This window comes from Methylobacterium pseudosasicola, from assembly GCF_900114535.1.
Lineage (GTDB): Bacteria > Pseudomonadota > Alphaproteobacteria > Rhizobiales > Beijerinckiaceae > Methylobacterium > Methylobacterium pseudosasicola.
In genome coordinates this window covers 68127-80528 of record NZ_FOTK01000007.1, presented here as the reverse complement: position 1 = coordinate 80528, position 12402 = coordinate 68127, and the positions used below count along the sequence as shown (strand labels likewise).

Annotated in this window: 12 protein-coding genes; 5 read left to right on the top strand and 7 right to left on the bottom strand. The window is 68.7% G+C overall.

The annotated features are described in order from the left end of the window. Positions 1 to 42: 42 nt before the first annotated feature. Both BM228_RS09390 and BM228_RS09385 read left to right on the top strand, forming a co-directional pair. The gene (locus BM228_RS09390) at positions 43 to 591 is read left to right on the top strand and encodes an NADPH-dependent FMN reductase (RefSeq protein WP_092039285.1); all 549 of its coding nucleotides are present in this window, start codon (positions 43 to 45) and stop codon (positions 589 to 591) included. Continuing rightward, complete coding sequence (locus BM228_RS09385) at positions 576 to 1532, top strand: D-2-hydroxyacid dehydrogenase family protein (RefSeq protein WP_208612008.1); 957 nt, start codon at positions 576 to 578, stop codon at positions 1530 to 1532. The genes BM228_RS09390 and BM228_RS09385 overlap by 16 nt, the downstream gene beginning before the upstream one ends. A 2-nt stretch (positions 1533 to 1534) precedes the next feature. Here BM228_RS09385 and BM228_RS09380 read toward each other — a convergent pair whose 3' ends face one another. From BM228_RS09380 to pdxR, 5 genes are all read right to left on the bottom strand, one after another. After that, the gene (locus BM228_RS09380) at positions 1535 to 2638 is read right to left on the bottom strand and encodes an ABC transporter permease (protein WP_280142325.1); all 1104 of its coding nucleotides are present in this window, start codon (positions 2636 to 2638) and stop codon (positions 1535 to 1537) included. Beyond that, positions 2635 to 3558 carry an ABC transporter permease gene (locus BM228_RS09375; RefSeq protein ID WP_092039283.1) on the bottom strand — a complete coding sequence of 308 codons (924 nt, stop codon included), beginning with the start codon at positions 3556 to 3558 and terminating at the stop codon, positions 2635 to 2637. Before BM228_RS09375 ends, BM228_RS09380 begins: the two co-directional genes overlap by 4 nt. Beyond that, the gene (locus tag BM228_RS09370) at positions 3555 to 5144 is read right to left on the bottom strand and encodes a peptide ABC transporter substrate-binding protein (RefSeq protein WP_092039281.1); all 1590 of its coding nucleotides are present in this window, start codon (positions 5142 to 5144) and stop codon (positions 3555 to 3557) included. The genes BM228_RS09375 and BM228_RS09370 overlap by 4 nt, the downstream gene beginning before the upstream one ends. A 2-nt stretch (positions 5145 to 5146) precedes the next feature. Then, positions 5147 to 5584, bottom strand: a complete 438-nt coding sequence (locus tag BM228_RS09365) for a GlcG/HbpS family heme-binding protein (protein WP_092039279.1) — start codon at positions 5582 to 5584, stop codon at positions 5147 to 5149. A gap of 91 nt (positions 5585 to 5675) precedes the next feature. Then, entirely contained in the window at positions 5676 to 7103 is a 1428-nt protein-coding gene (gene pdxR, locus BM228_RS09360; RefSeq protein ID WP_092039277.1) for a MocR-like pyridoxine biosynthesis transcription factor PdxR, read from the bottom strand. Between the two features lie 309 nt (positions 7104 to 7412). Between pdxR and BM228_RS09355 the strand changes: the two genes are divergently transcribed. The 3 genes from BM228_RS09355 to BM228_RS09345 all read left to right on the top strand — a co-directional run bounded on the left by BM228_RS09355 (position 7413) and on the right by BM228_RS09345 (position 10249). Continuing rightward, entirely contained in the window at positions 7413 to 8354 is a 942-nt protein-coding gene (locus BM228_RS09355; protein WP_092039275.1) for an AEC family transporter, read from the top strand. A 113-nt stretch (positions 8355 to 8467) separates the two neighbouring features. Continuing rightward, positions 8468 to 9433: an alginate O-acetyltransferase AlgX-related protein gene (locus BM228_RS09350; protein ID WP_244537076.1), complete on the top strand. Its 966-nt coding sequence runs from the start codon at positions 8468 to 8470 to the stop codon at positions 9431 to 9433. A gap of 81 nt (positions 9434 to 9514) precedes the next feature. Continuing rightward, positions 9515 to 10249: a dihydrofolate reductase family protein gene (locus BM228_RS09345; protein WP_092039271.1), complete on the top strand. Its 735-nt coding sequence runs from the start codon at positions 9515 to 9517 to the stop codon at positions 10247 to 10249. Here BM228_RS09345 and BM228_RS09340 read toward each other — a convergent pair. After that, on the bottom strand, positions 10218 to 11252 hold the full coding sequence (locus tag BM228_RS09340) for an alpha/beta fold hydrolase (protein ID WP_092039269.1): 1035 nt from the start codon (positions 11250 to 11252) through the stop codon (positions 10218 to 10220). The genes BM228_RS09345 and BM228_RS09340 overlap by 32 nt on opposite strands. Before the next feature lie 77 nt (positions 11253 to 11329). Then, positions 11330 to 12394, bottom strand: a complete 1065-nt coding sequence (locus BM228_RS09335; protein WP_092039268.1) for a WcbI family polysaccharide biosynthesis putative acetyltransferase — start codon at positions 12392 to 12394, stop codon at positions 11330 to 11332. Between the last annotated feature and the right edge of the window lie 8 nt (positions 12395 to 12402).

Genomic DNA, 12402 nt, shown 5'->3' with positions numbered 1-12402 from the left:
GGCGGGAACGAGGTGTCGCCTGCGTCAGCTTGTCAGACGAAGATGAGGCTTCTCGCGCTTTCCGGGAGCACGCGCCGCGCATCGACGAACACCGCGCTTTTGAGGGCGTTGCAGGCGGTCGCTCCGACGCGCATGCGCATCGATGTCTATGATCGCGTTGGAAGCCTCCCGGTCTTTTCGCCAGATCTGGAGGGCCCGCTGACTCCTGTCGCGGTGCAGGATTTCATGCAGAGCGTTCACGCCTGCGATGGCATGATCCTATCGAGCCCCGAATATGTCCGGTCCATTCCCGGCGGGCTGAAAAACGCGATCGATTGGCTCGTCGCGACACATCACGTGATCGATAAGCCGATCGCGCTCGTCCACGCCTCCCAGAGGGGCGATGACATGCTGCAGGTCATGCGCACGGTGCTCGCGACGATCAGTACGAATTTTAATCCTGAGATCTTCTTCCGCCTGTCGCTGCTCAACGAAACGCCGGATGGCATCGCACAGATCGTCGGTGCGCCACCCACGCGCTCGGCGGCCGTGACATTTCTTGAAACGTTCGCCACCTTCTGCAGAGAGCGTGCGCCGTGCAAACCTGCCTGATCCTCGACGATTACCAGAACGCGGCGCTCGGCCTCGCCGACTGGGCGCGTCTGTCCGACCGGCTTGCGGTCTCAAACATCACCGATCACATCGCGGATCGGGACGCCCTGGTATCCAGGATCGAGCAGGCCGAGATCCTGGTCATCATGCGCGAGCGCACGCCCTTCCCGGCGGATTTGCTGGAGCGGTTGCCCCGGCTGAAGCTGCTGGTCACCAGCGGCATGCGCAATCTGGCGATCGATGGGGCGGCGGCGCGGGCGCGCGGCATCACGGTCTGCGGCACGGAGTCGAGCCCGACGCCGCCGACCGAGTTGACCTGGGCCCTGATCCTCGGTTTCGCCCGCCATCTCCCGCTCGAGAACCGGAACCTGCGCGACGGCGGCCCCTGGCAGAGTACGGTCGGGATGGATCTTGCCGGAGCGACTTTGGGCGTGCTCGGGCTCGGCAAGATCGGCTCGCGGGTCGCCGCGATCGGCCGGGCCTTCGGTATGCGGGTGATCGCCTGGAGCCCGAATCTCGACGACGCCCGGGCAGCGGCGGCCGGCGTCGAGCGCGCCGAGTCCAAGGAAGCGTTACTGGAAGCCAGCGACGTGGTGACGATCCACCTCGTCCTCGGCGACCGGACGCGCGGCCTCCTCGGTGAGGCTGAGCTGCGCCGGATGCGGCCGAGCGCCATCCTGGTGAACACGTCGCGGGCGCCAATCGTCGATCAGGCCGCCCTGGTCCGGGCCCTGGAGGAGAGCTGGATCGCGGGGGCGGGGCTCGACGTGTTCGAGACCGAGCCGCTGCCGGCCGACAGCCCGTTCCGACGCCTGCCGAATGTTTTGGCGCTGCCGCATGTCGGCTACGTCACGCGCAACAATTACCGGACGTTCTTCACCCAGGCGGTGGAGGATATCGAGGCTTGGCTCGCCGGTGCGCCGATCCGGCTGTTGAGCTGAGGCTAGTCGGCCCTGGGGTCGACGGCATCGGCGAGACCGTCGCCGATCAGGGTCAGGGCGACCAGCGTGGTGATCAGGAAGGCCGCCGGACCGGCCAGCATGTGCGGCGCCGATTCGATTGCCCGTGCGCCCTCGGCGATGAGCACGCCCCAGCTCGTGTCCGGCTCCTGCACACCAAGCCCAAGGAAAGACAGAAAACTCTCTAACAGGATCACCCGCGGCACCAGCAGGGTCGCGGCCACCGCCACCGGGCCAAACGTGTTCGGCACGATGTGGCGTAGGATGATGCGGGGCGTGCCGAGCCCAAGGGCGCGGGCCGCGCGGACGAAGTCGCGCTCACGCAGGGACAGGGTCTGTGCCCGGACGATGCGGGCCATGTCCAGCCATTCGACGGCGCCGATGACCACCAGCATCAGCGTCAGGCTTGGCCGGAAGAACACCAGCAGCAGGATGACGAAGAACACGAAGGGCAGGGCGTAGAGCACGTCCACCAGCCGCATCATCACGGCATCGACGGCGCCGCCGATGAACCCCGCCGTGGCGCCGTAGCCGACGCCGATGAGGAGCGCGACCAGGGTGGCGATGAGCCCAATCAGGAGCGAGACCCGTCCGGCGACGAGACAGCGGGTGAGCAGGTCGCGGCCGTGCACGTCGGTGCCGAGCGGGAAGGACAGGCGCCGGAGCGGCACAGCCACGACAAGACGTTTCCCGTCCTCGGTGTCGGCGATAACGTTTGGCTCGCCGAACAGGTCGGAGCGCGGCAGGTAGACGAGGCTGCGCCGGTCCACCCCAGCCTCGGAGCTGAGCGTGAGGCGCAGCGCGTCGCCGTCACGGGCCACGTCGTCGAGGCGTGTGCGCATCCGGAAGGCGAGGCGTTCCAGGGCCGGGCGCAGATGGTCGGGATCGGGCTGTGCCGTCAGGCCGGCGGGGAGCTGGCGCAAGTCCGGATAGGCCCGGGTCGGATCGTGCCCGGTCAGCGCCGGCCCGAACAGGCAGGCCGGGGCGATCAGGATCAGGACGGTGAGCGAGACCATCGCCACGCGCTCGCGGGCGAGACGCGACAGGGTGCGGGCGGCCGGGCCGGCCAGGGCGCGGGTGGCACTCACGCGGTATTCCGCAGGCGCGGGTCGAGCCAGGCGCAGGCGAGGTCGGCGATCAGGTTGAGGACGATCACCAGGGCCACCACCAGCAGGACGGTGCCCATCACCAACGTGTAGTCGCGGTTGAGCGCCCCCTCCACGAAGTAGCGCCCGATCCCGGGCAGGCCGAAGATCGTCTCGACCACCACGGATCCGGTGAGCAGGGCGGCCGCCAGCGGCGCTAGATAAGCCACCACCGGCAGCAGCGCGCCGCGCAGGGCGTGCCGGGTGATGCGGGACGGTGGCAGCCCGAGGCTGCGCATGGTCCGCACCGGCTGGGTGCGCAGGACTTCGCTGAGCGACGCTCGCGTCAGTCGGGCGAGCGCGCCGACTTGCGGCAGGGCTAGGGTGACCACCGGCAGGATCAGGTGGCTCGGCGCGCCGCCCTCCCAGCCGCTCAAGGGCAACCAGCGGAGGCTCAGCCCGAACACGATCTGCAGCAGCGGCGCCACGACAAAGCTCGGCAGCGACAGGGTCAGGGCCGCGCCGAGACCGAGGAGCCGGTCCAGCGCGCCGCCGCGCCGGAGCGCCGCCGCGGTCCCGAGCCCAATCCCTAAGCAGGCCGCCAGCGCCAGCGCCAGGGCGCCCAGCGTCGCCGAGACCGGCAGGCCCCGGGCGATCAGGTCGAGCACGCTCATATCGCGGAACGAGAAGGACGGCCCGAGATCGCCCCGCGCCAGGGCCGCCAGATAGCTGCCGAACTGGACGATCAGTGGCTGATCCAAGCCGTAGACCCGGCGTAGGTTCTCCATGGCGGTCGGCGCAAGTGGGCGCTCCAGGTCGAAGGGGCCGCCGGGCGCGAGCCGCATCAGAAAGAAGTTGACGGCCACGACCGCGAACAAAGTCGGCACCGATTGCGCGAGGCGGCGCAGGATGAAGCGGATCACGCGTCGAGCCTCAGGAAGCGGGTCGGCGCGGCGTTGCGGACGTTCGGTGTGTAGCCGTGCAGCCGCGGCGCGATCAGCGCCTTCGAGCGGTAATGCATCAGCGGGATCCAGGGCAGCTCGCGGAGCGCGATGGTCTCGGCGTCGTAGAGCAGGTCGGCCCGGCGGGTGAGGTCGCGCTCCGAGGCCGCCTGCGCCAGCAGCGCGTCATAGGCGGGATCCGACCAGCGGCCGGCGTTCAATCCATCGTTGCCGCTCTGGAGCAGGAACAGAAAATTCTGCGGGTCGGAATAATCGGCGATCCAGGCGTAGCGGGCGACGTCGAACGACCCGCCGTCGCGCAGAAAGGCAAAATGCGTCTTGGCGTCGGTGTAGACGAACCGGGTCTCGATCCCGAGATCGCGCCACATCTCGGCGACCGCCACGGCGGTGTTGCGGTTGTTGTCGCTGACGTTGAACCGATACTCGACGGTGAGCGGCCGGCCGGGGCCGAACCCCGCCTCCGACAGCAGGCGTCGCGCTTCTGCCTCGTGGTCGATCGGCAGGCCCTGTCGGCCCGCCGTCTCGGGGGGCGTGCGATAATTGTCGATGCCCGGCGGGCAGATGGAATAGGCCGGGCTCATGGTGCCGCCGTAGAGGCCGTCGGCGAGGTATTCGCGGTCGATGAGCAAGGACAGGGCCTGGCGGATTCGCCGGTCCGAGAACGGCGCCTTGCGGGTGTTGATCGCCAGGACTTCGAGCCCGAGCGACGGCCCGAGCACCACCTGCGTGCCGAAGCGGCGGCGCAGGTCGACGATCTGGTCGACTGGGAGCTGGGAGAGCGAATCGAGTTCCCCGGCGGCGTAGCGGCGCACGGCCGCCGACAGGTATGATATCGGCAGGAAGGCGACGCGCCGGATCGCGATTATCCCGGCCTCGGGATGGTGCGGATTGACCTCCAGGGTGATGGCGCCCCCCGGCACCCGGTCGATCAGCCTGTAGGGGCCGTTGGTCACGAAGTTGCCAGGCCGGGTGAAGGAATCGCCGTAGCGCTCCACCGAGGCCCGATGCACCGGCAGGGCGGTCTGGTGGGTCAGGAGTTCGAGGAAGTAAGGCGTCGGCTGTTCGAGGGTGATCGTGAGCTTGAGGGGACCCTCCGCGATCACCCCGAGCGCGTCGCCGGTCGCTTCGCCGCGGTTGAAAGCAGCCGCCCCGCGGATCGGCGAAAGGATTTCGGCGTATTTCGCCCCCGTGGCCGGGGCGAGCATCCGGCGGAACGCATAAACGAAATCGTCCGCGGTCACCGGCTCGCCGTTCGACCATTTGCCGTCCGGACGCAGGTCGAACCGGAAGGTCAGACCGTCCTCGGAGACGGTCCAGGCGCGGGCGGCGCCCGGGATGATGGCGCCGTGATTGTCGTAGGTCAGGAGGCCGTCGAACAGGTCGCGCAGGATATGCGCCTCCGCCACCGAGGAGGAGCGGTGCGGATCCAGCGTCTCGGGATCGGCATCGTTACCGCGCCGGTAGAGCGCGGCTTCGCCGGCGGAGGCGGGCCGCGTGGCCGCGAGGGCGGCGGCGCCGGCCAGCCATTCGCGCCGGCGGATCGCCATGCTTAGGCGCCGGTCTCGGCCACCAGCCCGGCGGCCTCGATACCCGCCACCGCGCAGATCTCGTCGTTGTCGGAGGTGTCGCCGGAGATGCCGACCGCCCCGAGCAGCCGCCCTTCCTGGGAACGGATCAGCACGCCGCCCGCCACTGGCACGAGCGCGGCCGGGCCGGCGACATGGCTTACCGCCGCCACGAAATAGGGCTGCGCCTCGGCGCGGGCGTGGATCGCCCGGGAGCCGAGGCCCAAAGCCAGGGCGCCATTGGCTTTCCCGCTGGCGATCTCGGCCCGGCGCAGGGACGTGCCATCCTCGACGGCGACGGATTTGAGCGCGCCCCGGGCATCGTAGACCACGACGGCCATCGGTTTGAGGCCGCGGGTCCGGGCTTCGCGCAGGGCAGTGTCCACGATGCTGCGGGCGGCCTCGAGCGTCAGATCGATCATCGGATTCCACGGGCTGTCGCCGCTCCGGGCGGCGGCCTAACACTTAGAGGATCGGGACGGGACCGGTCCACCATGCGGGGCGCCAACGGCCTCAACCGCTGCGCAGGAGCCGGCCGAGCATCGCGCCGGCCCGATCGATCGTCTCGGATGTCAGCGACGAATACCCCACCACGATACCGGTTTCGCGCCTCTCCGCGCCCTGCAGGGAGGCGGTTTGCAGCATCAGCCCGTTCTGGCGGCAGCTTTCCGCGAAACGCGCGGCGTCCAGCCCATCGGGCAGCCGGAGGAAGAAATGGAACCCACCCTGCGTGCCGAGCACGCCGAGCGGACCGCCATAGCCCTGTCGGATCGCCTGCAGGCTTCGGGCGCACTTGTCCTTGTAGACCCGCTCCATGCGGCGGATGTGCTGGGCGAAATGGCCCTCGGCGATGAACCGGGACAGGATGCTCTGCTCCAGGGTGCTGTTGCCCCGCCCGGTATCGGCCCGCAGGGTGCGCATGCGCGCGCGGATCGCCCGCGGCACGACCATGTAGCCGATCCGCAGCGTCGGAAATAAGCTCTTGTTGAAGCTCCCGGCGTGGATGATCCGGTCCCCGGCATCCATGGCCTTGAACGCCGGAACCCTGACCTGCTCGAAGACGAACTCGCCGTCGTAATCGTCCTCGACGATGTAGGCGCCCTGTCGCTCGGCCCATTCCAGCAATCTGGTCCGCCGATCGAGCGACAGGCGGACGCCGAGTGGGGATTGGTGCGACGGGGTGAGGAGGCACAACGACGCCTCCGGGGCCATCGCCTCGGCGGTCTCGACCTGGAAGCCATCCGTATCCACCGGGACCGGGACGGCTTCGAGCTCGTGAGCGCGGATCAGCACTTCCGCCCCGGCATAGCCCGGCGACTCGGTCCAGACGCGATCACCGGGCCGCGCGAGGCCGCGCAGGCAGAGATCCAGGCTGTGCCGGGTTCCGGTGGTGATCAGGATGTCGTCGGGATCGCACCGGATGCCCCGGGCGAAGCCCAGATACCGCGCGACCTGAAGCCTGAGTTCCTCGGAGCCGGCCGGGTCCGGATCATAGAAAAACCGGGTGTCGGCCTCCGACAGGACGCGCTGCGCCAGCCTTTTCCAGACGCCGATCGGGAATTGCGAGACATCGGTCTCGCGGGCGATGAAGGGCCGCTCAGGGTTCACCCGGATCCAGCCGGATTCGATTTTTTCGCGCGGCGGCGTGACCTCGGCACCTCCGGGTCGGGGATCGACGGCGCCCGCGCGCACATAGGTCCCCGATCCCGGCGCGGATTCCAGCAGGCCCTCGCCTTGAAGCTCCTCATAGGCCGCGCTCACGAGCCCCCGGCTGACGCCCCATTGCCCGGCCAAGTCACGGGTGCTCGGCACACGGCTGCCCGGCGCCACCCGACCCTCGCGGATGGCGATGCGCAGGGCCTCGACAACCCAGCGCGCCTTGGCCCGCTCGGGCGGGGCCACCGGCATGCCGAGCGGCAGCGTCCTGGTTCGGCGCGCCATGGCGGTCCTCGGAGGGTGGTGCGAAGTGGCTCGTTGACGAGCCGCGATTGTGGATCTTCAATTCGCATGCCCGGGTGCTCTACGGTTCTTTCGATGCGGCTGCCAACGTCGACGACTCGCATCCGACCTAGCCGGGGGCCAATCTCGACAGATGTTTTCGAGATAACGTTCCGTATGTCTCGAGTTGTAGAATAAAAATATTCGTATTTATCTGCTGATTCGCTCATTTATGATCCAATTTATTCGTCATATTAGCTAAATACAGAAAATAAATCGGTCAATCGACAAAATTCAGGTGGATGAAAAACGATGTACGCAGCCATGCACTTGGCCGGTGATCTCGTGTCGCGGATGCTGCCGGCCTACGGGGCCATCGCAGCCGGGTTTTGTGTCGGACGTCTGTCGGGGCGCGACTGGATCCGGCATCTCTCCAGCCTGCTGATGTACGTCTTGATTCCGCTGGTCGTGTTCAAGAACGCCCTGGCGCTGAATTTTGGCGCGGCGATCGGCAACGTCGCGCTGTCGATGGCCTTCAGCACGGTCATGGTGCTGTGCGCGGCGCTGATCGTGCCCCGGTGTAAGACCGATGTTCCCCGGCGCCTGGCGTTCTGCGCCTTCAGCTACACCAATATCGGCTGGTTCGGGGTCCCGACCGGCCTGGCCCTGTTCGGCCCCGATAGCCTGCCGATCCTGGTGATGGCCTATGTCGGCGGGCTGATCTTCGGGAACACGGTCGGGTTCTACTGCGTGGCGCGCGATCGGTTCTCGGTCCGGACGAGCCTGTGGAAGGTCGCCACGACCCCGGCGCTCTATGCCTTCGGCGCGGGCCTCGCCGGTCAGGCGCTCGGGCTGCGCGATCTGCTGCCGCCCGGCTCGGAAGCGCCGTTCCGGGTGGTGACGCTGCTCATGTCGGGCTGCGGCATGATGGTGGTCGGGCTGGGAGCCAGCCAGGTCCGCTTCACCGCCGCAGCGATCCGGGGGACGCTGAACCTCGTGATCTGGCGCCACGTCGCGTCGGTCGGCGCGATCGCGGCGGTCATCGGCCTGTTCGCCCTCGTCGGAGCGCCGGTCGCGACGGAGAACCTGGATACGGTTCGCCTGCTCGGTCTGCTGCCGGTGGCGGGCAATGTCGTGGTCTTCGCCGCGCAGCTGCGCAGCGACGTGGCGGCGGCCTCGCTGATCGTCGCGCTGTCGACGGCCGTCTCGACGCTGAGCGTCCTGTGCTGGGGCGTGTTTCTCCACGGCGCGTAGGGGCCGCGTCGGGCGGGAGCGGTTGCCGATCGGCCATGTTTCCGGCTTGTATCCCGCGCCGACGGGCGGCATGTGTCGGCGCGGCCGGCAGGCGTTCAGGGGATGGCGGGGCTTTGGCTCAGACAGGGGCGCGCGGTATCGCGGTCGGGCGGGACGGCTGGCTGTTCTGGATCGGCCGCAAGAACGAGCTGGTCGATCTGTACACCGACTCCGCGGCGACCCGCCGCCTGCTGCGCCGCTGGGTGCGGCTGGTCGAGGCCCGCATCCGCCGGGCTAAAGCGCTGGGCGCGACCTACGTCCACGCGATCGTGCCGGAAAAGATCGCGGTCCATGCCGACACGCTGGACCGGCCGTTCCCGAACCTGGACGACCCACCGGGCACGCGCCTCGGCCGGCTCCTGGCGGAAACGCAAGCCGAACGGGTCGACCTGTACGAGCCCCTGCGGGCGGCGCGGGCCGAGGGGCCGGTCTACCTGCACACGGACACGCACTGGAACCATCGCGGCTACATCGCCGCCTACCGGGCGCTGTGCGCCGCGCTCGGGATCGCCCCGGCCGCGCACGTGGTCGCGGCGACCGGGCATATCGAGCGCTTCGTGTTCGACCTCGGCGGCAAGCTCAAACCGCCCATGGATGAGGCCTATTTCGCCCACGATTTCCCGCGGCATGCGCAGCGCAGCGAGGCCAACGCGCTGGTGCAGCTGCGCGAGACCGGCCGGGTCGCCGGCCGGGGCGGTTTTTTCGTCGGGTCGCGTGCGGTGATGCGCAATCCCGAGGCCGCGGATCCCCGACGCATCGTGCTGTTCGGCGATTCCTACGTGTTCGACCAGGGTCCCCGGCTCACCGCCATGCTGGCCGAGAGCTTTGCGGAGGTGCACGCGATCTGGTCCGCCGAGATCGACTGGAAATACGTCGCCGCGGTGAAGCCGGACCTCGTGGTCTACGAGATCGCGGAGCGCTTCCTGCGGCGCGTGCCCACCGACCGGTTTTCGGTCGACGCCTTCGCGGAAAGCCGGGTCCGGCGGGAACTGAAGCCCAACCTCGTTGACCGGCTGCGCCGCCTCCTGCGCCTGCGCTGAGGCGCCGGAAAACCGAGCTGCGCGTTGCCGGGCGAACTCTCGCCCCTATCGTTTCAGTCAGACTCCGACCTGGAACACGATATGGCCGACGCGCAGCGCCCTTACGTCATCTGTCACATGACCACCTCGGTGGATGGCCGGATCAAGGTCCGCCGCTGGAAGACCCTCGACGCCGATAGCCATTACGAGCGCGTCCACGGCGACCTGAAGGGCGATGCCTGGATGTGCGGGCGGGTGACCATGCAGGGCTACGCCGACAGCGCCGATCCGCTGCCGGAGTCGGTCCGCGACGACACCAGCCCGATCCCCCGGGAGGATCACGTCGCAAAGAGCGGGGCCTCGGGCTACGCCGTGGCGCTCGACGCGCGTGGACGCCTGGATTGGGGCGCCCGGAACGACATCGAGGGCGATCATATCGTGGTCGTGCTGACCGAGTCCGTACCGGACGCGCACCTACGGGCGCTGCGGGCCGGCGGACAATCCTACCTGTTCGCGGGCGACAGGGATGTCGATTTCACACTGGCGGTGACCAAGCTGCGCACGCTGTTCGGGATCGAGCGGCTGCTGGTCGAGGGCGGCGGCCACATCAACGGCTCGATGCTGAAAGCAGGCGTGATCGATGAACTCAGCCTGCTGCTCGCGCCGGCCGTCGACGGCGTGTCCGGCACGCCGGCCTTGTTCGACTTTGCGGGCGGGGAAGAGGACTCGATGGGCGGCCGGTGCAAGCTCGAGCTAACATCCTGCGAGCCCTTGTCCGGCGGCGTCGTCTGGCTGCGCTACCGCATCACGCCTGTGGCTGAAGTGGCGCCCAGGTGAGATCCGCCAGGAAGGCGTCGTAATCGGCGGTCACATCGTCGAGCCGCTCAAAATGCGGGAAGGCGCCGGTCGGCAGGCTGACCACGCGCCAGTTCGGCCGGCCGGCGACCCGGGGCGCCAGCCGGTAATCGACGAAATCGCCGCGGCGTCCGTGCACCATCCAGACCGGCAGGCGCAGCTCTTCGTAGAGCCGCGTCGAATCCGTCGGGAACAGGTGGCCGGCGATGAAGCAATAGGGGGCGTGCTCGGCGCCCGGCTGATGCGCCGAGGCATAATCATAGGCGAACAGGCCCTCGTCGATATCGCGCGAGCCAAAGGTCTTTTGCAGGAAGAAGCGCATGCTTGGACGCGAGGCCAGCGCGTCGAACAGGGGCCGGCCGAACGGCTTTCGGTCCAGGAGATCACGCACGCTATCCCGGCCGCGATGGCCGTCCAGCGGTCCGTCACCGGACAGCTTGGCGTCGAAGCCGGTCGGGCTGATCAGGCCGAGGCTGCGGTAAGCGTCGGGCCGCTCCACCGCCGCGCGGGCGAGGTAGGAGCACGACAGCGACAGCGCCATGGCGTCGACCGCGCCGCCCCGATGCCGATCGCGGATCTCGGCGACGGCCGCGTGGATCGCCTCGACCATGAGCCGCGGCGTGTAGCGGCGGCGCGACCGTTCGGAGAAGCCGAAGCCCGGCAGGTCGAGGGCGTAGACCGGACGGGACTCGCGGTAATGCTTGTAGAGGGGCCGGACCTCGTAGGCATTCGCCGCCGCATTGATCGAATGGATCAGCAGGAGCGGCACGCCCTCCTGATCGCTCGAACCGTAGAGCGCGACCGTCCCGGCGCGGTCCGTTGCAAGCGTTTCAAGCTGGCCAGGTAGGGCTGGGGGCAGATCCATCTGCCGGCTCACGGCGAACCGGCTCCAGCCGACGAGGCCGGCGGCCGAGCCGAGGAATGTCAGGACCGCCGCGATTCCGTAGGATCCGGCGCGGCCGTTCTTGCCAGGCTGACGCCTCATCGGGGCTCCTCGACCTTGGTAAGGCCCCGGCCCGGACTGCGCGACGCGCCGGTAGAGGGGAGAACAGTGCCGTCGTTTCAGGATGCGTGGCCGGCCAGGCTCCCCGCGGGAACAGCCGGCGCGCGGCCGGACGGCCGGATCGGGCTGACGTCCCGCCCCGCGGCCTCGCGAAAGAAATCCACCGTCGCCGGATCGTTGCGCCAGCCCTGGACGCGCTGCGAGACCAGGGCCTCGCGCGGGCGCCGGTCGTAATTCGCGTAGGAAGCGGCCACGAATTCCGCCCGGGTCATGGTGCGGGCGGGGCCCGAGCGGCGGGTCTCCGCCTTGAAGAACAGGTCGCTCCCGGCAATGCCGTAATGGGCGGCGATCTCCGGATAGACCGGCCAGCTGCCCTGGCCGCCGAGATCGTCGGGCACGAACGCGTCGAGGTCGCATTCGGGATAGGCGATACCGGATTTGGTCAGGAGCCCGCGGGCGAGATCGGCGACCACGTACAGCTTGGTGTGGTTGATCGAGTGCATGAAGCAGCCCCGCCGCGCCCAGCGCGTGAGGTGCGTGTCGAGATCGTACTGCGCCTGGGCGCCGAGCCCGCGCAGATAGGACACGGACTCGTCCCAGAGGTCGAAATAGCCGAGCCGCTCGAACACCGGCTCCGCGAACAGGCGCAGGGCCTGCGCCTGCGAGAACCCCGCCAGGTAGGCGTAGAGCGTGATCGCCGAGTGTGAATGACCCATCGGGCCGGAGATCAGGCCGTTGAGCGAGACTGCATCCTGCACGCCGACATGGATCAGGTCAGGATGATAGGCGCCGAACACGATGGTCGGGATCAGGCGGACCTTGGGGTGGGTCCGGAACCGGTCGATCGTGCCGCCGTCCTTGAACCGCGGCAGGTAGATGCTCGAATAGACGTGGTCGTAGCCGTCGGCATGCGCCATCAGGTCGACCAGCTTCGGGAAGCGCCGCGCCGCCGTGAAGGCGGAAACGAAATCCACCTGCGCGTCGGGCAGCAGGTAGCGCAGCACCTTGGCCATGGAGCCGGCCTGGCAGACTCCGACCACCAGGATGCGGGGCGAGCCCGTCCGCTTCTTCCCGATCTGCGCGAGCCGGTGCCGCGCGCGCCAGAGGCTATCGACCGTCAACATGCGGCCTC

Bases quoted from the DNA above. Each gene is read 5' to 3' on its own strand.
- BM228_RS09390 (WP_092039285.1), top strand. From the start codon at position 43: ATGAGGCTTCTCGCGCTTTCCGGGAGCACGCGCCGCGCATCGACGAAC.
- BM228_RS09370 (WP_092039281.1), bottom strand. From the start codon at position 5,144: ATGGCGATCCGCCGGCGCGAATGGCTGGCCGGCGCCGCCGCCCTCGCG.
- BM228_RS09365 (WP_092039279.1), bottom strand. From the start codon at position 5,584: ATGATCGATCTGACGCTCGAGGCCGCCCGCAGCATCGTGGACACTGCC.
- pdxR (WP_092039277.1), bottom strand. From the start codon at position 7,103: ATGGCGCGCCGAACCAGGACGCTGCCGCTCGGCATGCCGGTGGCCCCG.
- BM228_RS09355 (WP_092039275.1), top strand. From the start codon at position 7,413: ATGTACGCAGCCATGCACTTGGCCGGTGATCTCGTGTCGCGGATGCTG.
- BM228_RS09345 (WP_092039271.1), top strand. From the start codon at position 9,515: ATGGCCGACGCGCAGCGCCCTTACGTCATCTGTCACATGACCACCTCG.
- BM228_RS09340 (WP_092039269.1), bottom strand. From the start codon at position 11,252: ATGAGGCGTCAGCCTGGCAAGAACGGCCGCGCCGGATCCTACGGAATC.
- BM228_RS09335 (WP_092039268.1), bottom strand. From the start codon at position 12,394: ATGTTGACGGTCGATAGCCTCTGGCGCGCGCGGCACCGGCTCGCGCAG.